The sequence below is a fragment of the Clostridium sp. DFI.1.208 genome, from assembly GCF_024463855.1.
Lineage (GTDB): Bacteria > Bacillota_I > Bacilli_A > Erysipelotrichales > Erysipelotrichaceae > Clostridium_AQ.
In genome coordinates, this window is the sequence record NZ_JANGCA010000001.1 from 208,892 (window position 1) to 232,568 (window position 23,677).

19 protein-coding genes are annotated in these 23,677 nt (G+C 46.5%); 2 read left to right on the forward strand and 17 right to left on the reverse strand.

Annotated elements, in window-relative coordinates:
* Positions 1-185: 185 nt before the first annotated feature.
* The 3 genes from NE665_RS01090 to NE665_RS01100 are packed head-to-tail and all read right to left on the reverse strand — an operon-like array spanning position 186 to position 3,475.
* Positions 186-1,166, reverse strand: coding sequence for a D-isomer specific 2-hydroxyacid dehydrogenase family protein (locus NE665_RS01090; protein ID WP_117441511.1), 981 nt, complete (start codon positions 1,164-1,166; stop codon positions 186-188).
* Positions 1,167-1,207: 41 nt separating this feature from the next.
* Entirely contained in the window at positions 1,208-2,620 is a 1,413-nt protein-coding gene (ffh, locus tag NE665_RS01095; protein ID WP_117441510.1) for a signal recognition particle protein, read from the reverse strand.
* A gap of 36 nt (positions 2,621-2,656) precedes the next feature.
* On the reverse strand, positions 2,657-3,475 hold the full coding sequence (locus NE665_RS01100) for a putative RNA methyltransferase (protein WP_117441509.1): 819 nt from the start codon (positions 3,473-3,475) through the stop codon (positions 2,657-2,659).
* A 111-nt stretch (positions 3,476-3,586) separates the two neighbouring features.
* Here NE665_RS01100 and NE665_RS01105 point away from each other — a divergent pair, with 111 nt between their 5' ends.
* Positions 3,587-4,123 carry a nitroreductase family protein gene (locus NE665_RS01105; RefSeq protein ID WP_117441508.1) on the forward strand — a complete coding sequence of 179 codons (537 nt, stop codon included), beginning with the start codon at positions 3,587-3,589 and terminating at the stop codon, positions 4,121-4,123.
* Positions 4,124-4,182: 59 nt separating this feature from the next.
* Here NE665_RS01105 and NE665_RS01110 read toward each other — a convergent pair whose 3' ends face one another.
* From NE665_RS01110 to NE665_RS01125, 4 genes are read right to left on the reverse strand one after another with little or no spacing between them, the layout of a single operon-like run.
* Positions 4,183-4,419: a hypothetical protein gene (locus NE665_RS01110; RefSeq protein WP_117441507.1), complete on the reverse strand. Its 237-nt coding sequence runs from the start codon at positions 4,417-4,419 to the stop codon at positions 4,183-4,185.
* A 47-nt stretch (positions 4,420-4,466) separates the two neighbouring features.
* Entirely contained in the window at positions 4,467-5,675 is a 1,209-nt protein-coding gene (gene thiI, locus NE665_RS01115; RefSeq protein WP_117441506.1) for a tRNA uracil 4-sulfurtransferase ThiI, read from the reverse strand.
* Positions 5,656-6,786, reverse strand: coding sequence for a cysteine desulfurase family protein (locus tag NE665_RS01120; RefSeq protein WP_117441505.1), 1,131 nt, complete (start codon positions 6,784-6,786; stop codon positions 5,656-5,658). The genes thiI and NE665_RS01120 overlap by 20 nt, the downstream gene beginning before the upstream one ends.
* 1 nt (position 6,787) lies before the next feature.
* Positions 6,788-8,542 carry a septation ring formation regulator EzrA gene (locus tag NE665_RS01125; RefSeq protein ID WP_117441504.1) on the reverse strand — a complete coding sequence of 585 codons (1,755 nt, stop codon included), beginning with the start codon at positions 8,540-8,542 and terminating at the stop codon, positions 6,788-6,790.
* Positions 8,543-9,079: 537 nt separating this feature from the next.
* On the opposite strand from NE665_RS01125, the gene rpsD reads away from it, so the two are divergent.
* On the forward strand, positions 9,080-9,682 hold the full coding sequence (gene rpsD / locus NE665_RS01130) for a 30S ribosomal protein S4 (RefSeq protein WP_117441503.1): 603 nt from the start codon (positions 9,080-9,082) through the stop codon (positions 9,680-9,682).
* 89 nt (positions 9,683-9,771) lie between these two features.
* Here the strand turns inward: rpsD and NE665_RS01135 are convergent, their stop codons facing one another.
* The 10 genes from NE665_RS01135 to miaB form a co-directional block, all read right to left on the reverse strand.
* Positions 9,772-10,092 carry a single-stranded DNA-binding protein gene (locus NE665_RS01135; RefSeq protein WP_117441502.1) on the reverse strand — a complete coding sequence of 107 codons (321 nt, stop codon included), beginning with the start codon at positions 10,090-10,092 and terminating at the stop codon, positions 9,772-9,774.
* 203 nt (positions 10,093-10,295) lie between these two features.
* Positions 10,296-11,579: a pitrilysin family protein gene (locus tag NE665_RS01140; protein ID WP_117441501.1), complete on the reverse strand. Its 1,284-nt coding sequence runs from the start codon at positions 11,577-11,579 to the stop codon at positions 10,296-10,298.
* A complete protein-coding gene (locus NE665_RS01145; RefSeq protein ID WP_117441500.1) occupies positions 11,560-12,816 on the reverse strand; it encodes a pitrilysin family protein in 1,257 nt (418 codons plus the stop codon). The genes NE665_RS01140 and NE665_RS01145 overlap by 20 nt, the downstream gene beginning before the upstream one ends.
* Before the next feature lie 117 nt (positions 12,817-12,933).
* The gene (locus tag NE665_RS01150) at positions 12,934-13,887 is read right to left on the reverse strand and encodes an ABC transporter permease (protein WP_117441499.1); all 954 of its coding nucleotides are present in this window, start codon (positions 13,885-13,887) and stop codon (positions 12,934-12,936) included.
* A gap of 3 nt (positions 13,888-13,890) precedes the next feature.
* Complete coding sequence (locus tag NE665_RS01155; RefSeq protein ID WP_117441498.1) at positions 13,891-14,988, reverse strand: ABC transporter permease; 1,098 nt, start codon at positions 14,986-14,988, stop codon at positions 13,891-13,893.
* Positions 14,966-16,507 carry an ABC transporter ATP-binding protein gene (locus NE665_RS01160; RefSeq protein WP_117441497.1) on the reverse strand — a complete coding sequence of 514 codons (1,542 nt, stop codon included), beginning with the start codon at positions 16,505-16,507 and terminating at the stop codon, positions 14,966-14,968. Before NE665_RS01160 ends, NE665_RS01155 begins: the two co-directional genes overlap by 23 nt.
* A gap of 211 nt (positions 16,508-16,718) precedes the next feature.
* Positions 16,719-17,822, reverse strand: a complete 1,104-nt coding sequence (locus tag NE665_RS01165; RefSeq protein WP_117441496.1) for a BMP family ABC transporter substrate-binding protein — start codon at positions 17,820-17,822, stop codon at positions 16,719-16,721.
* A 139-nt stretch (positions 17,823-17,961) separates the two neighbouring features.
* Positions 17,962-20,322, reverse strand: coding sequence for a DNA translocase FtsK (locus NE665_RS01170; RefSeq protein WP_117441495.1), 2,361 nt, complete (start codon positions 20,320-20,322; stop codon positions 17,962-17,964).
* A gap of 30 nt (positions 20,323-20,352) precedes the next feature.
* Positions 20,353-22,011 (reverse strand): ribonuclease J, encoded by a 1,659-nt coding sequence (locus tag NE665_RS01175; RefSeq protein WP_117441494.1) that lies wholly within the window; start codon positions 22,009-22,011, stop codon positions 20,353-20,355.
* A 202-nt stretch (positions 22,012-22,213) separates the two neighbouring features.
* The gene (gene miaB, locus NE665_RS01180; RefSeq protein WP_117441493.1) at positions 22,214-23,650 is read right to left on the reverse strand and encodes a tRNA (N6-isopentenyl adenosine(37)-C2)-methylthiotransferase MiaB; all 1,437 of its coding nucleotides are present in this window, start codon (positions 23,648-23,650) and stop codon (positions 22,214-22,216) included.
* Positions 23,651-23,677: the final 27 nt, after the last annotated feature.

Here is a 23,677-nt window from a genome sequence, read left to right on the forward strand (position 1 = left end):
AATATTGTCAAAGAAAGATAAGCTCAAAACGGTACGACCTATTTGCATATAAAACAGCATAACAGACAAAAAGGATCAAGCTGGAATGAATTGACCCTTTTCCTTTTGTATATTAAGAAAATCAGTAAGCTGATAAGCGTAACGATAGCCTTCCAGCGCTTTCAGCAGCCTCATTATCTGTGAACCTACTGAACAAGCCATGGATTTTCCTCACCATGCATAAACAGATAACAGCTCTTCATCGAATGTGTCACCATATCCCGATAGGAATCATCGGTTAAAAATGCAAGATGCGGTGTCAGAAGTACATTGTGAAAGGAATTCAATACAGCCATATCATGCTGCTTCAGTATCTTTCCTTTTCTTCGATTGTAATAGATGCCGGTTTCTCCCTCGACGACATCCAGTGCAGCTGCACCGACCTTTCCTGATTCTACCGCAGCGATCAATGCCGTGTTGTCAATCAAAGGACCGCGCGCGGTATTCACAATGATAACCCCCTGTTTCATCTGGGCAAATGCAGCTTCATCGAGTAAATGATAGGTTGTATCGTTTAATGGAACATGCAGCGTGATAATGTCACTGCGCTGATACAGGGTTTTCAAATCCACATAGGTCACGTATTGCTCCATTTCCTTTCGCGGATGGGGGTTGTAGGCTAGAATGCGGCACCCAAAGCCGGCAATATGACGAATGAGTGTCTGTCCAATGGCTCCTGTTCCTATTACACCGAGTGTTTTTCCTTTTAGGTTGCTGCCCAATACTGCATCAAAGGAATAATCCTGACTGACAGCGCTCTGCAAAATCAACTTCATTTTGCGCAGCGCCATCAGAATCAGCATAATCGTATAGTCCGCCACACTCTCACTCGCATAGGTTGCATTTCCAACATGGATACCGATTTTTCTGGCATAAGCAAGGTCGATGTGGTCATAGCCGACAGTACGTGTCGACAGAAAACGGACGCCTACCTCCTGCAATTTCTGCAGCAATGCAGCATCGATTGGTGTCGAGAGCACACTGATGCATTCATAGCCCTGACAAAGCTGTGCATTTTCCAGTGTTGGCCGCTGTGCACAGGTGCCGATTTCCAGCTGCATCGCTTTTGCACAGGCGCTGAAATACGCAGCCTCTTCTTCTCGATAGCCATATACAAATACCTTCATAAACACCCTCCATTCATAAAAACAAGGCACTGTATGCCTTGTTATCGTTTTCCTCGTTTACCGCTCTGACGCATCATCTTGTTCATGCTGCGCATATTTTTCATTGCCCCCATAGCACCCATACCGCCCATATTCGGCATTTTTCCGGATTTGGTCATAGCTCCCATCTGCTTCATGACCTGCTTCATTTTCTCATATTCATTCAACAGCCGGTTTACATCCGCTACCGTTGTACCGCTTCCTTTGGCGATACGATTCTTTCTGGATGCGCGAAGGATATTGGGATTCTCCCGCTCCTCCATCGTCATACTCTGAATGATTGCGGTACTTTTCTTCATTTTGTTACCGGCTTTGGCTTCATCAATCTGCCCTGCCAGCTGATTCATACCCGGAATCAGCTTCATCATTCCACCCAGAGAACCCATTTTTTCAAGCTGCTGAAACTGCACCAGCATGTCTGTTAAGGTAAACTGTCCGCTCATCATGCGATTTGCGGATTTTGTGCTTGCCTCAATATCCATCTTATCCTGTGCCTGTTCCACCAGAGACATGATGTCTCCCATGCCCAGAATACGATCGGCCATACGATCCGGATGGAATACATCCAGGTCGTCAATTTTCTCACCCAGACCGACAAACTTAACCGGAACCTGTGTGATGGAACGCACAGACAGAATACCACCGCCTCTGGAATCACCATCCAGCTTCGTCAAGACGAGACCGCTAACCTCCAGCTGCTCATGGAAGCTGCTTGCTACATTCACAATATCCTGTCCGGTCATTGCATCGACAGTCAGCAAAATATCATCCGGATGCACAAAATCCTTTATATCAGACAGCTCCTGCATCAGCTCTTCATCGATGTGCAGACGTCCGGCAGTATCAAATAGAACCGTATCATAGCCGTTTTCCTTGGCATAATCCATTGCCTGCTTTGCTGTTTCCAGCGCCTTCGTCTCCACACCCAGAGAAAAGACCTCAACCCCAATGCTTTCTCCCAGTGTTTTCAGCTGTTCAATCGCAGCCGGACGAATCACATCACAGGCAACAAGCAACGGCTTGCGGCTCTGCTTTTTCTTCATCACGTTGGCGATCTTTGCGGATGCCGTTGTTTTACCGGTACCCTGCAGACCCACCATCATTACTGTGGTGATTCCACTGCTCTTATAATTTACCGGAGCATCCTCGCTTCCCAATAACGCTACGATTTCATCATGAACGATTTTTACAACCATCTGCCCTGGATTCAGGGAGGTCATAACCTCCGTGCCCAGTGCCTGTTCCTTTACACGGGCAATGAAATCCTTAACGACACCGTAATTTACATCGGCCTCCAGCAGCGACATACGCACCTCGCGCAGCATGTCGTTCATATTTTTTTCGCTTAGCTTTCCCTTCCCGGTTATATTTTTAAACGCCTTCCCCAGACGTTCGCTTAGTGATTCAAATGCCATACCTGTTTACCGCCTTTCTCCTATACCTGTACCACATTATAGCATAGCCTGCTCGTGTTTGTTAAGCATGTTTTCATCTTTGCGATAGATTTCAATCTGAAACTCAATTTTCGTTTTCAGCTCGCTTAGTGCCTGCAAACGCATAGCTGCATCCTTCGGTGTTTTCCAGTAATAGGGCGTCATATGAAACAGTGCCTGAATATCCGCAGCATCGGAAATACAGATATCCGCTTCAACCGCTTGCGTTTTTTCCAAAATCAAGCCCTCCTGCTGTAGCACCTCTGATGGATTTTCATAAGGTACATCATATAATACTTTCTTCAGCCCCATCAGATGCTGTGGGCCGGGACCAACCTTAATAAATATACCATCCGGCTGTAAGACACGCAGGAATTCCGCAGCCTGAAACGGCGCAAACACAGAAAGCACCATATCGGCACAGGCATCACATAGCGGCATATGGAATACGCTTGCGACCGCATATTGCACCCCGCTTCTGGCCTTGCACGCTTCATCAACTGCATGCTTGGATAAGTCAAAGCCAAGCAGGGTATCCGTTTCCTGTTTCAGTCTGTTTGTATAATATCCCTCTCCACAGCCTGCATCGATAACGACGCCCGGATGATAGCTCTGTACCAGCTCAACCAATGCAGCCTGCAGTGGTGCATAATATCCATGGGATAAAAATCGTGTGCGCGCTTTTACCATATCCCGATCATCCCCGCTGAGCGCTTTATGATGCAGTGCCAGATTGACATATCCACGCTTGGCAATGTCATAGGAATGGTTGTTCTGACAACGCCATACACGCTCCTCCTTGATCAGTTTACTTCCGCATTTCGGACATAACAGCATATACCTACCTCATTTCCTATCTAAGTATACCACAGGCAAAATAGGAAAAGTTTGCCTAATTACGGAAATTTCAGGAAAATTGTAGTAAAATAAATACAAAGAGGTGATAGAATGGAATTTAATGAAGTAGCTGCCACAAGAAAAAGCATCCGTAAATATGCCGCAAAACCGGTGGCGAAGGAGGATATCGAAGCAATGCTTCGCTGTGCCATGGAGGCACCGAGCTGGAAGAATTCCCAGACAGCGCGATATCATGTCATCACATCCCCGAAGATGCTGCAGGCTATGAAGCAGGAGGGTCTGGCTCCCTTTAATGCAGAGAATACAAAGGATGCGCCGGTGCTGATTGTCACAAGCTTTGTAAAGGATGTAGCCGGCTTTGATAAGGATGGTACCCCAAGCAATGAGCTGGGAAATCTGTGGGGTGCCTATGACCTTGGACTGCATAATGAAAATCTTTTATTGAAGGCAAGAGATCTTGGATTGGATACCCTTGTCATGGGCATCCGCGATGCAAAGGCCATACAGAGACTTCTGCAGATTCCCGCACAGGAAATCGTTGTCAGTGTCATCAGTGTCGGCTACAAGGCCATGGATCCGAAAAAGCCAGCCCGTAAAGAGCTAGAGGATATTGTCACGTATTATTGAGCATAAAAAAACCACTCCTGTTTTCCAATCGGAAGAGGAGTGGTTTTTTTTACGCCACCTTAACGATTCTGGTTCTGATTGTTCTGGTTGCGCTGATTCTGGTTGTTTCTCTGGGAGTTGTTCTGGTTGTTGTTATTGAAGTTGTTTTTGAAATCCTGAGAAGAATGCTCTTTATCGTATTCATTCTGATGATTTCTCTTTTCAGCCTCAACGTCAGCACCTAATTCAATACCCATTTCGTACTGATATAAGTCCTGTTCAACCTGTTTTTCGTTGTACTGTTTTCTTCTTTCCATTTTTCTCACCTCACAATGTTAGTATGGGTGAGAGTTTTCAATTTATACTAAAAAATATCCTCATCAAGCTTCGCTTTCGGATATACATCCACATGTTCCGTCTTCTCTATGCATTCCTGCAGCAAAGCCTCGTAATCAAAGCGTGCCTCCAGCCGCTGTGAGCGCTGAATCGTCGGTTTGGTTACCGGGTTTTTCGGCGTAAATATCGTACAGCAGTCCTCAAAGGGCTGTATGGAGATATCATAGGTGTCAATCGCACGGGAAACATTGATGATTTCCACCTTGTCCATGCAGGCAACCGGACGAATGACAGGCATCGTCGTAACACAGTTGATGGTCTGCATACTTTCCAGTGTCTGGCTCGCTACCTGCCCAATGCTTTCACCATTGACAATGGCAAGACAGTGCTGCTGCTCGCAAAGACGCTGTGCGATGCGATACATCATACGGCGCATGATGGTGATGGCATAGCTTTCATCGCAGTTTTTATAGATAGCAAGCTGTAAGTCTGTGAAGGGCACCACATGAACACGAATATGTCCCTGGTACGGGGCAAGCTGACGGGCAAGCTCCAGTACCTTGTCCTGTGCTGCCTGACTGGTATATGGCGGTGAAGCATAATGAACACATTCAATAGCGACACCGCGCTTCATGGTCAGATAGGATGCGACCGGTGAATCAATCCCTCCGGACAGCATGACCAGCGCCTTACCGCCAACACCAACCGGATAACCGCCTGCCCCAGCAATTCTGCCGGTCATAATATAGGTATCCTCCTGATGCACTTCGATCTGGATGCGCAACTGCGGCTCCCGCACATTTACCTTCAGATCAGTATTGCGCAGAATTTCTCCGGCAACGGCCCGATTGATTTCATCGGAAATCATCGGAAACAGCTTGTGACTTCTGCGTGCTTCAATTTTAAAGGTCTGGGCATCGCTTTCCTTCGCCACCTGCAGCGCCGTTTGCTTCATCGCTTCGATATCGGAATCCACACGGATCGCAAAGGAAAAGGAGGAAATACCGAATACCTTTTGCAGATGCTCACTGACCATATGCGGATCTTCTCCGTTCAGCATGATGTACAGTCTGTCATGCGTACGCTCATAGCTCAGCCTGTCATAATCCCGAAGCGCATTTTTCACATTTGTTAAAAGACGCTTGATAAAATCCTTTTTATTTTTCCCCTTCGTAGACAGCTCTCCAAAGCGGACAAGAATATGGTTATATACAATGTTATTTTGTTCGATAGTCATGATTGATCTCCTTTAAAGCCTGTAAAAAGGCATCGACTTCCTCTTCGGTTGTCAGATGCGACAGGGATATGCGAATTGCATGTGTCGAGCGTTGTTCCCCTAACCCCATAGCCAGAAGAACTGCGGAAACCGCCTTGCTGTGGGAGGAACAGGTACTCTGGGCAGAGACGGCAAACCCCTTTGCATTCAGCGCATTGAGCATAATTTCACTGCCGATGCGCAAATTGGATATATTGAGAATAAACGGGCTGGCGTCCTCTGGGGAATTGATAACAATGTCCTCCATTGCGGACAGCGTTTTACGAAGGTAGCTGTTCAGCTTTTGTACATGGGCATAGGCATCCCTGCGTTGTTCCAGAGCAAGGCGCAATGTTTTCGCAAACACAATATTTGTCGGCGCATTGCTGGTACCGGCGCGCAGTCCGTTTTCCTGCTGACCACCGCTAATGAGCGGAACCAGCTCTACATTTCTTTTTTTATATAGGATAGCACTGCCCTTCAATCCGTAAATTTTATGTGCAGAAAAGGTTGCCAGATCGACATAGGAAAGATCGACCTCCAGCTTTCCCAACGCCTGTACACCATCCATGTGAAAGAGTGCTCTGGAATTGGCATGTACGTACTGGGCACATTCACGAATTGCATTCACTGCTCCTGTTTCATTGTTTACCATCATCATGGATACCAGAACCGTATCCTTGCGCAGTGCACTTCGCAAGGTCTCCACATCCACGGTTCCCTTCGCATTCACAGGAAGATAGGTTACCTCATATCCGAATACCTCTTTCAGCTGTTCCATGGCATTGTGAATGCTGGAATGCTCAACACAGGTGGTAATCAGATGCTTACCGCGATTGGCATACTTCCATGCCACCCCCTTAACCGCTGCGTTATTGGATTCGCTTGCACAGGAGGTAAACAGAATCTCATCCTTATAAACATGCAAAAGCTGTGCAATCTGTGCACGGCTTTGTTCCATCAATTTACCGGTTTCTCTTCCCTGCTCATGCAGAGAATCACTGTTTCCAAAATGTTTCTCCAAAAGTCTGGTATAGGTTTTCAGAATTTCCGGGCGAATCGGTGTGGTGGAGGCATAATCTAGATAAATCATGCTACTCCCCCGTATTCAGGATACTTGGATCCTTCTTGTTGATCAGTTTTTCATATGCTCCCGGATGCATTTTCTCAATACACTGGATACCGATTTTCAAGGCCTTGGTATACTGTCCATTACGAAAGCACAGCTCTGCTCTTGTCAGCTCACTGTCGATATCCGGAAAGGAGGAGCGATACCGGTTTCCAAACACGATGGTATTTTCCACCATGATTGCCATCCCCACCAGGTTATTCACACTGTTATATAAGGTATAAATATAATCAATCGCACTGCGCAGTTCGGCATTCAGTCGCTTGACATCCAGTGGCGAATTATCCAGAATCACCTGGATATCCTTGATCATGATTTCCCCCTTGTGCAAATCATCCTCATATTTCTGTGAAACACTTGGCAGTCGGTGCTTGGACATTTTTACACGTATTTCGTTGACGATCAGCTGCAGCTTGATCAGCTGTTTCTTTGCCCGCTCCTCATCGCTACATGCATTGTCCAGCTTCTGCTTCATTTCACCAACCTCATTGGTGAAGGCAGCCGCACTCTGCTCCAGCTCCTTATATGCTATCAGTATTGTGGAGTAAGGAACCTTGTTCTGGGCGATGACCGCTTCCAGCTTGCGCTGCATGTCATTTAATACGGATAGGCGATCATGCACCTCCAGCAGTCGCTGCGTCCAGTTTTCAAATCCAAACCGTTCATATACGCGATTATACAGCTCCTCGATTGCTTCCACATCCAGATTGATGCTGCGAATTGTATCAAAGAGGATATCGACATTGTCACTGACCTCATCAAAGGCACCTTCTTCCCTGCTCAGCTGCTCAGCAAGCTGGGAGATGCGTTTTTCACAATCGTTCAGATCCTCATGAACATCCTTCGGATTTCCATTGCGAAGCTTGTTCAAATCATTTTTCAGCATATCGCTGATGATATCCAGATTCTTGCGAACCTCCAGATGCTCGGTATACACACCCTTGTTTTTCGCCTGTGCATACTGATAGCCGACTTCATCAATGGCACGTGGAAGAACCCCTCTTGCACGCTCATACATAGAAGGCAGAACATCCACCAGCTCCTTTAAATGAGCGACGGATTCCCGTATTTCCTTCTGCTGATCGGCTGCCTTGTTGAATTCAGATGCAAACATCCATTCCTCAAAGGCCGAAAACATCTTTTCTATACCTGCAATCTCCATTTCCAGATATTCATAGCTCTGGGAGAAGGACGCACGATTCTCATTGATATTGCGTTTGATGATACGGAAATCATCCTTCAGCTTATTGATATGTACACGCTGCTCGTTTTCCTGCTCTAAAATACTGTCCAGTGCCTGATTGACATCCTTTGCGACACCCTCCAGCTCTGCCATCTGCTCTCTCAGCTTCTCCATGCGGCGCTTTGCAGCCTTGGCTTTATGAACATAAATCAGATCGTCCGCCTCAGCCAGCGTAACACTGCATTCCTTCAGCTGCTCCTGAATATTGTCAAAATCCGTGCGGCAGCTTTCCACCCGCTGACTCATTTCCTCGTTGACCCGTGACAGCGCCACAGCCTTGTTCAATTTAAAAGCAAGTGGAATCCCCTTCAGTGAGTTGTAGCTCAGCTCCAGTTCATCCAATTGCTTTCTTGCCTGCTTCTGACGCAGCACCATCATGATGATCGTAAGTATGACGATGGCGACCAGCGCAATCACTATATAGATCAAAACATCAAGGGAAACAACATTTTTGACATTGTTGATAAAATTCTCCATACAGACACCTCTTCCATTTGAATTCACTAGCTATATTGTATCATAATTTATATAATTAAGAAATCAGAAATTATGCTTATTCTGCAAGAAATGATGTGCTTCTTATTTTTCTTTCACAGATTGTCGCGTCACACATTTATCACTTCGGCATGGAAAGGACAGCTTTTATAGATGAACACTGCACGTCCCTGAATTCTTCGCACGTTTTCTAGGCGCAAAATCCTGCGGTATTTGCAATATATATAATCAGACGGGATATGAACAGAGCTTCCTTCAACGCGATTTCGCAACCAATCTGTAAGAAATGCCTTATAAAAATAAATTCTGTTTGACATCCATTCCCCGTTCTGTTATAGTAAAGTGGCGTAAAATGGATAGCAGAATGCAAATGCTTTACATATAGCGTTCATGACGCAGATTCCTGCGGGGTATTGTGTAACTTACTGCTGAGCGAAGATACCGTGAGTATGAACACCATGTAAAAATGATTTGTACCTGTTATTGTTTTATAGCCATAAAACAATAAGGAGGATTTTCATGTCAAGAATCAATGGACCGGTTTGGAAAACATCCCGCCGTCTTGGTTTCTCTATTCTGGAAACCGGAGAAGAGCTTCAGAAACGTGCTTATGCACCAGGTCAGCACGGACCTACGAAACGTGTAAAATTAACAAACTACGGACAGCAGCTGCGTGAAAAGCAGAAAATCCGTTACATGTATGGATTGAACGAGCGTCAGTTCTACAACACTTTCATCAAAGCGAGCAAGATGAAGGGTGTAACGGGTGACAACTTCCTGGGTCTGCTGGAATCCCGTCTGGATAACCTTGTTTACCGTATGGGCTTTGCCCGCACTCGCCGTGCTGCTCGTCAGCTGGTTAACCACGGACACGTACTGGTAAACGGTAAGAAAGTGGATATCCCTAGCTTTATCGCAAAGCCTGGTATGGTTGTGGAAATCAAGGAGAAATCCAGAGATATGAAGGCAATCAACGAAGCGCTGGAAGCAACACTGAATACCGTAGCATTTATCGATGTTGATAAAGATGCGAAGAAGGGTACCTACCTTCGTCTGCCAGAGCGCAGTGAGCTGAATTCTGAGTTCAATGAGCTGCTGGTAGTAGAATTCTACAACAGATAATGTTAAAAAATCCGGATATCCGGATTTTTTTATAATATTGCCATGACAGCCAATGCAGTGAAGAGGGAGCGGTTCCCTCTTCGCTTTTTTTAACGCTCCTTTTTGATAAAGGAAACGTGCTCCGCAATCAGATCATAGCTGCGATGCAGCTTGCCATCCTGCCCTTCAAAGGTATGTGACTGCATGCGTCCCTTTACAGACACATGATCCCCGATCTGTGCTGCTGCCATCGCCGTTTCCGCAATGCCCTTCCAGAGCATGATATTCAGACTGTCATATTCATAAACACCCTCGCTGTTCGCAAAGGGGCGCTGAACACGAATCATCATTGTCGCAAAACGATTACCGGCAGCGGATGTACGGATTTCTGACAGTTCCGTCAGTTCACCTACAAAAGCTATCACGTTCATATGTATACCATCCTTTCTTTATTTCCAAATAGTTTTCCTCACCGCATGGACATCCCTCCCAAGGTCTCCTATATTATCGCTGGTTCCCTGTATTTTCGCAAACTGCATTATTTGTACAGCATATAATGGTATTGCATTAAAAAAAGCGGTGAAGGCTCCTGTGAGAGCGTATTCATCGCTTTTTCTGACAAATAAGGTAATTTTTACGAGCAGTTTTCCGGCAGCAGCTCTACCAGTGTATGCAAAGCATTTCCAAGGGCAGCACAGACCTGTTGAATATCCTCCAGTGTAATTTCATAAAGCACATCCAGCAGCTGAAAGAAATCCGCCTGATCAAAATAGCTGCGAACATAGGTGATCGCAATGTCATCAAAGCTGTTCAGAGAGCGTACAGACTGTCCAAAGTAACGATTTTTCAGCTGATCCAAAAGCTCCTGTGTTATATCGGCACTGCTGATACGGGCAAGCACCGCTTTGACAACCGCAAGAAACGCTTCCTTCTTCGTCGTTTCCGCATAAAACATCACCATGCCATAATCCTTTCCTAAGTCGACCTCACTGCCGACATAGTCGTTGATGATCCCCTCATCCAGCCATTGCTGAAAATCCGGATTCAGTGAGCTGAACACAGCATCCAGCATGATTTTAATACACCACTCCGCCTTGGTGCGGGCATAGACATCCTCAATTCCCTCCAGCTTGCAGGCGTATGACAGCTTTGGTACGCTGACATCCATTGTAAAGGAAAAGCTTTCCCTCGCAGGCTCTTTTGGTTCTGTATACGCCAGACGCTTGACACTGGCAATCGGTGCAAATGTCTTTTTCTTCTGATTTTCCTTAATCAGTGCAAGCAGCTCCTCTGGATCCTCCTTACTGACACCGACCAGAATCATAGATGCCGGATGATAATTCAGTGCATAGCAATCCTGCAGCTGCTGCAGCGTGATACTGCTCACGCTTTCATCATCGCCGCCGATATCATAGCGAAGCGGATGCTGCTGATACAGAGAGGAGAAGGTTTCCATAAGCAGTCGGGAATCACTCATCTCCTTATACATATGCAGCTCCTGTATGATGATTCCCTTTTCCTTTTCCACGGATTCTTCACTGATATCCAGCTCCTGTACAAAATCCAGAAGCAGATTCAGCGGTTCCTTTACATCGGATGTTGTTGAAAAGTAATATGCTGTTTCTGTATAGGAGGTAAAGGCATTCACGCTGGCACCCATGCGGGAAAACAGCTCCATGACATCGCTGTCCCCCATTTCAAACATCTTATGCTCCAGAAAATGAGCAATACCTGCAGGGAAATGCAGTTCCCTTCCATGCGCATCCACCTGCTTCATATCCATAGCGCCCAGCGGTGTCGCCATCATGAACAGCGATTTTTCATAATCCGGCTTCTGCCAGAGAACAACATGCAGGCCGTTTTCCAGAGTTTCCTCTACATAGCTTTCCCCATAACGCTTATTCGTGATTGTTTTCATCCGCATCCTCCTTTGTCAAAACAAATGTCATCTTCAGTTCACATGCCTGCATCGCCCGAAGAATATCCTCGTGCTTTACAGCCTGAATGCGCTCAATGATATCCTCAGTGCTCCACTGACGATCCAGCAACACATTTTGATACTGCAGTGCAATCAGAGAATTCATAGAATCCTTGCTGGCCTTTAAGGAATTGACAATCATCTGTTTGGATACCTCCAGCAGATCCGAAGCAAAATCGCCCTCACAAATACGCTGAAACTGCTTGCGAATCAATGAAATTGTCTTATCGATATGCTCCTTCTCCACACCGGTGGTGACTCCCAGCGCTGCATCATAGGAAATCAGATTGGAGTAAATGGAATAGCACAGACTGTTTTTCTCACGCACCTCCTGAAACAGCAGCGAGGTGGAGTATTGACCAAACATCGCATTTGCAACGCGCAGTGCATAATAATCCGGATCATTGATTGCTGTATTCGTAAACCAGACCATCATAATGCTGCTCTGCGTAATGTTTCGGTATTCTGTTTTCCTTTCATCGTGCAGCTGATTCTGTACCTTATAAAAGGTTTTTATTTCCTGCTTACGTGCTCCAAAGGGCAGGTACGCTTTAACGAGCTGCTCCATCTGTGCATCATCAAACGCGCCACAAATCAGAATGTCGATCACATCCTCCTCCAGCATCCGTCGGTATGCGCTTTGCACATCCTCCAGCGTGAGCTGCATCAGTGTTTTCACATCGCCAAGCGCGGATATTCCCAGATAATCCCCTTCTCCGGCAAGCTTCAGTCCCTGTGTGATGGCATATTGTGCGGGATCATCCTCCATACGCTCGATTTTCGCCCTTAATATACTGCGGGATTCCTCCAGCACATGCTCCTGCAGCAGCGGCTGAAATAAAACCTCCCGCAGAAAGGAAAACAGAGCTTCCAAGAGCTGCTGCTTTCCCTGCACATAGCGGGGATTGATAATCTTACTGCGAAGCTCCACAATCTGTGCACTGCCATAGCCGGCTGTTTGCGCATTGAGCGTTGCCCCATACAGCAAATCAAGGTAATCACTCATCTTTTTCTTTGTATCATACGTTTTACATCGATCACACAGCATCAGCGCAAGCAGCGAGCGCGACGCCGCCAGTTTAGGCTCCAGCTCACTGCGGAAACGAATGCTGACCCCGATATCCTTAAATTTTTCGGTTTTCATAAAATGGAGCTGTACTCCGTTTGTTATCTGCATAATCATACCTCCAGTAGTAGTATGCGCATATTTCATTCAATTACCATGCCTATATGCATCATGGTTCTAATTGTACCACATCCAGCGGCGAAAAAAAACTGATCGACTTGATCAGTTTTAGCGTTTTCCTTTATCGAACGGTTCTCCCTCTGCAGCAGGTGCTGCCGAATTCTTTGAAACGAAGGCAAGAACGATCAGCGTTGCGATATACGGTACCATCTTATAGATGTATGGCGGAATGTTGAGTCCTGCCAGAAACGGAATGCCGCTTGATGTTGCCGCTACGGTCTTCATGAAGCCGAAGAACAGCGCCGCAAAGAAGATGCGAAATGGCTTCCACTGCCCGAAAATCAGCACTGCCAGTGCCAGGAACCCATACCCTGCAACATCCGCGTTAAACACATTACTCGTCGGAACAACGAAGATCAGTCCACCGATACCGGCCAGAAAGCCGGAAATCAAAGTACCTGCATAGCGCATTTTGTACACACTGATACCCGCAGAATCCGCAGCCTGAGGGAGCTCTCCGCAGGCACGCAGGCGCAGACCGAAACGGGTCTTATAAATAATCACCCATGTCAGCACCAGAAACAACAGACCGATATAGGTTGTTATGTAGGTATTCTTGAACAGCAGGTCCCCGATGATTGGGATGGACCCCAGCACAGGAACGGATTCAATCCGGAACACATTCTCAAACTGAATCTGCTGTGTCTGCTGGAAGGTTCGTGCGATGAAGATACAGAATGCAGGCGCAAAGGTATTCAGTGCAGTACCGCTGATGACCTGATCTGCCTTCATATGAATAGCCGCAAAGGCATGGAACAACGAGAAGACGATACCTGCCGCACCGGCAACCAGCACCGCACACAGAAGCAGCAGCTGAGGCGGCATGGCGTGATTGAAGATATGAATAAATCCGATACCGCACAATGCACCGATAATCATGATACCTTCCAGTGCGATATTGATGACACCGCTTCGCTCAGAAAACAGACCGCCCAGTGCTACGACCAGCAGCGGAATAGCGAAAAACCATGTCTGCTGTACCAGAAAGAATATTGTATCCATAGCTTACTCACCTTCCTTTTTCGCTGTACCCAGCTCTTTTGTCTTCCTGCGCTTCGACAGCCACACCTTAATCATCAGGGACAGCGCGGAGCAGTAGATGATGCAGGAAATGATAATATCGACGATCTGCGGTATGAACCCAAACTGCTGCATGGCATTTCCACCGACATTCAGATAAGCGATAAACAATCCCGCAAACAGAACACCGATCGGATTGGAAAGACCAAGCAAGGCAACCGGAATACCGTTGAAGCCCTCGGCAGGAAGAACATCCACGACCTCGATGAATTTACCGGAGCCACTCAGATACAGCAGGCCGCCGCCGACACCGGCAAGCGCACCGGCAATCACCATGGAAAGAATGATATTGCGTTTTTCATTGATGCCGGCATATTTACTTGCATCCTTATTGAAGCCGCAGGCCTTCATTTCATAGCCGAAGCTTGTCTTATTCAATACAATATAAATCAGGATGACAAACAGGATGGCAATGACAAAGCCGCCGTTTGCCGGGGAACCGGTAAAGATTTTATCGAATCCCATCTTCGGTATGACCGCTGTGGAAGCGACTGGCAGAGATTGATTGCGCAGTGCGTCGAACAGCACCAGACTGACGGAATAATTCACCAGATACATTCCAATATAATTCATCATAATAGAGGAAATAACCTCATTCACATTCAGATAAGCCTTCATGACACCCGGAATTACCGCCCACAGGCCGCCCGCCACAAAGGCGCCGAGAATCGCTACAAGCCAGTGAATACTGCCTGGCAGAAAGGTCCATTTTACACCGATGTAGACAGCCGCAAAGGCACCTACGATAAACTGTCCCGGTGTTCCGATATTAAACAATCCTGTTTTAAATGCAAATCCAACCGATAGACCGGTCATGATGATCGGCACCGCATAATACAGCACACGTCCGATTCCCAGTACACCGTCCTCCACCGGACCAGCCAGCAGGGTACGAAGGCCATCCAGCGCTTCACTGGAATTGGAAATAAAGATAACAACAGCTCCAATCAGTAATCCAATCAGGATCGCGATAGCGGAAGAGCCGAAGTTTTTGAATGCATCACTCTGTAATAGCTTTTTCATATTCTGCCCCTCTCTTTGATCCTGCCATATATAATCCAAGCTCCTGAATCGTTGTCGTTTCCGGATTCAGCTCTGCAACGATTTCACCCTCATACATAACAAGGATGCGATCCGCAAGATTCATGACTTCATCCAGCTCCAGGGATATCAGCAGGATTGCGCGTCCCTCGTCCCGTTCCTTAACCAGCTGGGAATGTATGTATTCAATCGCACCGACATCCAAACCACGGGTCGGCTGAACAGCCAGCAGCAGCTTTGGATCGTTCTCGATTTCTCTGGCAATAATCGCCTTCTGCTGGTTACCACCGCTCATACTTCTGGCAGATGTTTTACTGCCCTGTCCGCTGCGGACATCGTATTTTTCAATCAGCTGATCCGAATATCTTGTGATATCCGCAAATTTCAAAAAGCCGTGATTGCTGAATTTTTTTGTGAAATACGACTTCAGCACCATATTGAAGGAAAGTGGATAATCCAGAACCAGACCATAGCGGTGCCGGTCCTCCGGAATATGTCCAAGTCCCGCCAGATTCCGTTTGCGGATACTTGTCTTTGTAATATCCATATCCCCAAGACGAATGCTGCCCTCCTTAGCGTCCATCAGTCCACTCAAGGCATATACAAGCTCTGACTGTCCATTGCCATCAATTCCGGCAACACAGACGATTTCTCCCTCGTGTACCTGAAAGCTAACGTTTTTTACAACGTCCTGATGTCCCTTCTTGGCAACACTCAGATTACGGACATCCAGCATGACATTCTTTGGCTGTGCAGGCTTCTTCTCCACGTTGAAATTAACCTTACGGCCAACCATCATCTCGGACATTTCTTCCTTGCTCGTATCCTTTACGTCAATGGTTCCGATGTATTTCCCCTTGCGCAGGACGCTGCAGCGATCCGCAACCGCCTTGATTTCATTCAGCTTATGTGTGATAAACAGAATCGATTTGCCTTCCTTTGTCAAATCCTTCATGATGCCCATCAGCTCATCGATTTCCTGCGGTGTCAGCACCGCCGTAGGCTCATCAAAAATCAGAATTTCGTTGTCACGGTACAGCATTTTCAATATTTCCACACGCTGCTGCATACCGACGGTAATCTCACTGGTGATGGCATCCACATCGACATTCAAATGATACTTCTCACTCAAATCGACAACCTTTTTTCTCGCTTCGACCATCGTCAGCAAGCCGTTTTTTACATCCTCTGCACCCAGAATGATGTTTTCCAGCACTGTGAAATTATGAACCAGCTTAAAATGCTGATGCACCATTCCGATGCCAAGGCGGTTGGCGTCATTGGGATTGTTGATACTGACAACCTCCCCATTCATTTTGATACATCCCTTTTCCGGCTGATACATACCGAACAGAACGCTCATGAGGGTGGATTTGCCGGCACCGTTTTCTCCCAGCAAAGCATGGATTTCTCCTTTTTTCAGCTGCAGTGTAATATCATCATTGGCAATAATGCCCGGGAACTCTTTTGTGATATTACACATTTCAATGATGTATTCCATGGTTTCACTCCAATCATATGCCTGTTGAGCATTGTGAAAATAGTATCTGTACTGATACCGCATCTATGCGTACGATTATTTCACTATACCCTTTACAAGCTTTTGTCCTATTTTATTATACCTTTTTTTCTACCTGTTCGCAAACAGGAAGATGAAAAAAATGAGAAAAGCTGCCTACGATTGTAGACAGCCTTGTCCTGCGTATGATTATTTATTTAATATAATCCAGTTTTACATTAGAAGCCTTGATCTTTGTAGGATCCTTGAAGTCTTCATTTGTCTTGATGGTGATTTTGCCTTCTTTGATTTTAGCATACAGTGCATCATATTCCTTCTGTGTGAATTTTTCAAATTTGCTGGTCTTCATTGGCAGACCTACAGAGTCGTCTTTTGCACCAAGAACAATATTTTCTCCACCTGGGAAGGTTTCATCATCGATTGCCTTCAGTTCCTTCGTTACAGAAACAGCCAGCTGCTTGTAAGCAGAAGTGATAACTGTGCTGCTTTCGTTGGACTGGTCAACATCGACACCGATTACAAGACCCTTGTTTGCTTCCGCAGCAGCCATAACGGAGTTTCCGATTCCACCACCGCAGGAGAAGATTACTTGTGTACCATTCTTATACCAGGAAGCTGCCTCGGACTGAATTTCAGCACTTGGGTTAAAGGTTCCGGTATATTTGTATTTCATTTCGATTTCAACGCCCATTTCCTTAGCAGCGTCCTGTGCTCCCTGTACAAAGCCGTAACCGAAGTTTACAACTGCAGGAACAGCGATTCCACCCATGAAGCCAAGCTTTGTCTTGCCTTCCTTAACGATAGCGTAACCAGCCATATAGCCAGCTTCGTTTTCAGAATACTTGATACCTACGGTATTCTTTGCAGTTTTGAATTTTGCGTTTTCCTGAGCGCCGTCATTTGGATAGCCGTCAATCAGAATGAATTTGACATCCGGATATGTATCCTGTTTTTCATAGATCGATGGTTCAAACAGGTAGCCTGGCGTTACGATAACTTTAGCTCCGTAATCGTTAACCGCCTGATCGATTGCTTCCTTGTAGGCATTGTCTGATTTTTCTGCCGGTTTGATGTATTCTACTTTTTTACCGGTTTCTTCACCATAGGCTTTGACACCTTCCCAGGTACCCTGATTGAATGATTTGTCATCAATGGTACCAACATCGGTAATCATGACAACATCAGCCTTGGATTTAGATGCTTTCCCGTCATCCTTCTTCCCTTCATCCTTGCTTCCGCAGGCAGTCAGAGATGCTGCCATCAGCAACGATGCGGCAACGCATAAAAACTTTTTCATTTTTGCATTTCCTCCTTATTGTATGAAGCTTCTTCATTACATATTTATTTTAGCGTTTTTCTATGCGTTTGTAAATGGAATAATCGCATTTTTGCTGGATTTTGGCAAAAATAAAAACGGTTACATTATGCAACCGCTCTTATTCTTCCTCTGCTAGCTCACTCTTCGCATACACTTCGCGCGGCTTACTGCCTCTTGCAGGACCGATGATGCCATTATCCTCCAGCGTATCGATCAAGCGGGCAGCACGGGCATAGCCGATACTGAATTTACGCTGAATCAGGGATGTACTTGCCTTGCGTGTCGTGATAATAAATTCCTTTACCTCATCATATAATGGGTCACCGGTCTCACTGCTCGTCGGCCCTACACCGCCATCCAGCAGCTCCAGCCGTACAAAGGCGTCGTCGAATTTCGGTTTTCCCTGACGGGATACAAATTCACAGATATCCGCAACCTCATCATCGCTGACAAACACACCCTGCACACGGGTTGCCACAGTTTCACCGACCGGAACATACAGCATATCGCCATATCCCAAAAGCTTTTCCGCCCCCATCTGATCCAGTATGGTACGGGAATCCACAGCACTGCTGACCGCAAATGCGATACGGGATGGAATATTCGCCTTGATGATCCCGGTGATAACATCCACACTCGGGCGCTGCGTCGCAACGATGAGATGAATGCCCGCAGCACGAGCCAGCTGGGTGATACGCTGAATGCTTGCTTCTACCTCTTTGGCAGCTACCAGCATCAGATCCGCCAGCTCGTCGATGATGACTACAATCCATGGAAGCGGACGCAGCCCCTCTTCCGGATGTGCTTCTATGTAGGCATTATAGCCGGCGATATTGCGTACTCCGGCCATCGAGAACAGCTCATAGCGGTTGTCCATCATTGTGACAATGACCTTCAATGCGCGGTTTGCCTCATCCCCATCCGTGATCACCGGTCCCAGCAGATGCGGTATCTCCTTATACGGTGTGAACTCCACCTTCTTCGGATCGACCAGCAACAGCTTGACCTCATCCGGTCTGGCGCGCATCAAAATGGAGGTGATAATGGAATTGACACAGACCGACTTTCCACTACCTGTCGCACCGGCAATCAATAAATGCGGCATGCGGTTCAATTCGCCATAGACACAGTTTCCCATCAAATCCTTACCAAGGGCAAACAGCATCTTACTCTGTGCAAGCTTATCCGGAATATTTTTCATCAGTTCTTTCATGCTGACGCTTGTTTTTTCTACATTCGGAATTTCGATACCGACTGCCGATTTTCCGGGAATCGGTGCCTCGATGCGAATATCCTTGGCAGCAAGTGCCATTTTGATATCATATTGAAGATTGCTGATTTTATTGACCCGGACACCGAGATCCGGCTTGACTTCAAATTTTGTAACAGCAGGCCCGATATGGGTAGCGACAAGAGTAGCCTTGACGCCAAACTGATCCAGAATTTCAATCAGCTGCCGTCCGGCATCGTTTGCCGCACTCACATTCGCTGTAGAACGGCTTTTTTTGCCGGCATCCTTCAACAGCGTTAAACGTGGCAGCTTATACTTGCTCCAATCCTCCTGAAAGCTGGAAACAAAGGTGTCCTCACCACCGATGGTATCCTCAATGATCCGCTTGTTTTCCACTTCCTTAAACGCCTGCTGATCGAGCACATCCGATTCCTCTTCCAGTGCATGCTTTTTATCCGCCAGAAATGCAGTGCTTCTTCCATCACTTTGCATATCAAAATCATCATCCACATCCAGAAACGACACCTGTCCGGGGCGCACACGCTCATCGATATTGATCTTGCCGAACATGCTTTTGGCTTCCTCCGGCTCCGCCTCCTGCTCTTTCTTCACCTTTTTCTCCTGCTGCTTGCGTTCCCTTCGGGCATTCCCCTTTGCCGCATGGTTCTTACGCATGGATACAAACGGCGCTGCCAGAGAAGCTGCACCTGTCTTCAGCTTTGCAACCCCAGACCCGCTCAGCAGCAGAATCAATGCCAGTATCAGCAGGGCGATGACAATGATCCATGTTCCCTTGTAATCAAAAAGAAACGTACATAAAGAAACCAGGAAGGCACCAATCAGGCCTCCCTTGGCTGCAATTTCCCCTCGAAAGATCAGCATGGAATCCTGCAGATAACGTGACAGGATATCCATCCCCTTCAGCGTTTCGTTCTGCGGAATGCTGGCGGCAATAATCCAGGCACACAACAGCACACCGATGCCGATCAGGTATTTCATCGGGACATCCCGTACGGATTTCTTCAGCATCATCATGACACAGAGCACGATGATCACACCATAGATTACCCCATACAGATTTCCAAACACATATTTGATAATGCTCGTCGTCAGTTCTCCGATAAAGCCAATCTGCAAACCTCCGATAATCGACAAGGTAATCAGGACAAGAGAATAAATGTAGACAAGGACTTCATTTTCTACCATCTGCTTCTGTTTCTGCGATTTTCTTGTTTTCGATTTCGCCATAAGCGCCTCCTATCCCCTTCTTTTATCGTCCTAAATATTGATTTCCAGAATAACTGGAAGCACCATCGGTCGTTTACCGGTTTCCTTTGAAAGATACTTGCTTATTTTCTCACGGGCCTCTCCACGCACAGTCAGATTGTCATAGCGTTTTTCCTTGACTGCTGTTTCAATGCATTTCTCCATGATATTGCCGACCTCCTTGATGATGTAATCCGCATCCTTCAGGTAGATCAGACCACGTGTCTGCACGTCCGGTCCGTTGATAACTTCCTTTGTCTTATGACTGACACCGACACCGATAATCATGACACCATCCGTGGACAGCACCTCACGATCCTTCAACACGACTCCGGTGACATCCCAGTTCTCTTTTCCGTCAATCAGCGTATCCTCCAGCTCGAGATGCTCTGCGACACTCTTTAAAATTTTCTCTTCAAATTTGGCAACCTGTCCGTTTTCCAGAATCAGGATACGGTCCGGAGAATAGCCCATCTTGCTTGCCAGATTGGCATTCACAAACAGGTGACGGTATTCTCCCTTGACCGGAATATAATATTTCGGCTGGAACAGATACAGCATCATCTTCAAATCCTCACTGCTTGGATGCATGGACAGCACCGTCTTGGAATCCAGCGTAAAAATTCTGCCGCCTTCTTTGTATATTTCATTTTCCATGCTGTTCGCATCCAGCTCCGTACCACTGACAATCGGTGATGCGACAATGATCGTATCCGTTTTGCGGAAGCTCACAAACTTATCCTCATGGTTGGCGATATTGGACATCGTACGGAACAGATTTTTTCCGTTACCAGTAATCAGAACAACAACATCCTCCATATCATCACGGAATTCCTTTTCCTTTACTTCCATTTCTCTAGGTACCTGATAATACTTCACCAGCTCCAGCTGATGGAGGAGCTCGCGCATCCCCTTATCATGGAAGAAAATCCTGCGGTTATACTTCTTTGCCAGCTCGATAATTTCGATAATGCGAAACAGGCTTTGCGAATATGACGAGATGAGGATACGGCTGTGACTCGCTTCAAAGATCGGCTCAATCAGATTGGTGATGCGATGCTTTGGTGCCGTATGCCCGATGCGGTCTGCGGATTGTGATTCCGAAAGCAGACAAAGCACACCGCGCTTTCCGATATCGCTCAGCTCATTCAGATCACACAGATATTCCTGCTGCAGCATATCGTAGTCTATGATGAACTCACCGGTATAAACGATATAGCCCTGATCCGTTGCGATAGCCAGTCCGAAATTATCCGGAAAGGCATGCGTCATTGGGAAGGTGCGAACCTTCACTCCGCCAATCGTCTGCTTGCTTGCACGTTTCATACGGTGAATCTTAACATTCTTAATGCCTTCCTTTTTCAGCATATCATGAATGATGTTTGCCGTCAGATTTCCAGTATACACCGGAACATTGATCTGCTTCAGCAGATATGGCAGGGCCGCTACGACATCATCATGCGCATGCGTGATAAAAATCCCTTTGACTCGGTCCTTGTTTTGAATCAGATAAGAGAAATCCGGTATGATGAATTCCACTCCCAGCTGATCCGATTCCGGATACTTCAATCCGGCTTCAATAATAAATATGGCTTCATTGACTTCGACAACGTACATGTTCTTTCCGTTTTCGTCAAGTCCGCCAAGCGCAAAAATGCGTACTTGATCCATAATCTAAATACCTCCGTTTTTTATTGTTATTATGATGATCGTATTTCTATGCAATAAGGAATATTGAACCCCATGATAAACTATTCCTATTATACCATTAGTTCCATGAAAAAAAACAAAAATATGCCCTTCTCATAAGAAAATTACGCCCATACGACCTATTTTATCATATTTTGACAAGAAAAAAAGTGATTTCTCACTTTTATATCTGTTCCCCGTCCAGTGAAAATGTTTTGCAGGCTGTGATTTTCACCGAAACGATATCCCCGCTCTGTGCAGTTGTCCGCTTGAAATTCACCAGCTTATTGGTTTCCGTATACCCGCTGAACACATCCGGATTCTTCTTGCTCGCGCCATCTACCAGCACCTTAACGACAGTTCCCAGATATGCCTCGTTCTTTTCTCGGGCATACAGGTTCCAGCGCTCATTCAGCTCCTGCAGACGACGCTGCTTAACCGTTAGCGCAACATTATCCGCCATGGATGCCGCCGGTGTTCCCTCTCTCGGTGAATAGATAAAGGTAAAGGCATTATCAAACCGGCATTCATCCACCAGTGACAACGTGTTTTGAAACTGTTCTTCTGTCTCATTCGGGAATCCGACAATGATATCCGTAGAGATTGCACAACATGGAATCCGCTCCTTAATCTTGTGGAATAACGTCAGATATTGTTCTCTGGTATAGCGTCTTCCCATGATTTTCAGGATATCGCTGTCCCCGCTCTGTACCGGCAGATGAATAAACGGCATGATGTTTTCATAGCGTGCAATCACATCTATCATTTCATCTGTAAAATCCCATGGATGACTCGTCGTGAAGCGGATGCGTTCAATCCCGATCTTTGCCGTTTCCTCCAGCAATCTTGCAAAGCCGCCTTCCATATGCAAATCCTTTCCATAGGAATTTACATTCTGACCAAGCAGCGTGATTTCCTTAAAGCCCTCCGCTTTCAGAATGCGAACCTCCTCCAGAATATCCTCCATCATACGGGAACGCTCCTTCCCCCTGGTATATGGCACAATGCAGTAGGTACAGAACTTATCGCACCCGTACATGATGTTTACCCATGCCTTGTGCTTGCCAAAGCGGCGAACCGGCAGATTTTCGATCACATCCCCCTCTTTGGAAAGCACCTCAACACTGCGTTTTCCATTCACCATGACGTCGTATAACAGCTCCGGAAGACGATGAATATTGTGCGTTCCAAATATCAGATTCACATGACGATATGTTTCCAGCAGCTTCGCGACAACGTCCTCCTCCTGTGCCATACAGCCGCACAGCCCAAACAGCAGATCCGGATTTTTACGCTTCAAACGCTTCAGGGAGCCGATTTCCCCCAGTACCTTGTCCTCTGCATTTTTCCGGATAGCACAGGTATTCATCAAAATCAAATCCGCATCCTCGGGATGCTCCACCGCAGTGAAATTCATCTCCTCCAGAATACCGGCCAGTGTTTCACTGTCTCGCTCATTTGCCTGACAGCCATACGTGCGCAGATAATATTTCTTTCCCTGTCCCAGCAATCGAATCTGCTCCGGTATCTGAAACAGCGATTTCTCAATGACAGCTTCCTTTGTAGTTCTTATCTGAGCGTCCTTCAGGTTTGGAAGCGCCCATCCCGGTTGTTTTTTCATATTCAAACTCCTATCTATCATAAACCA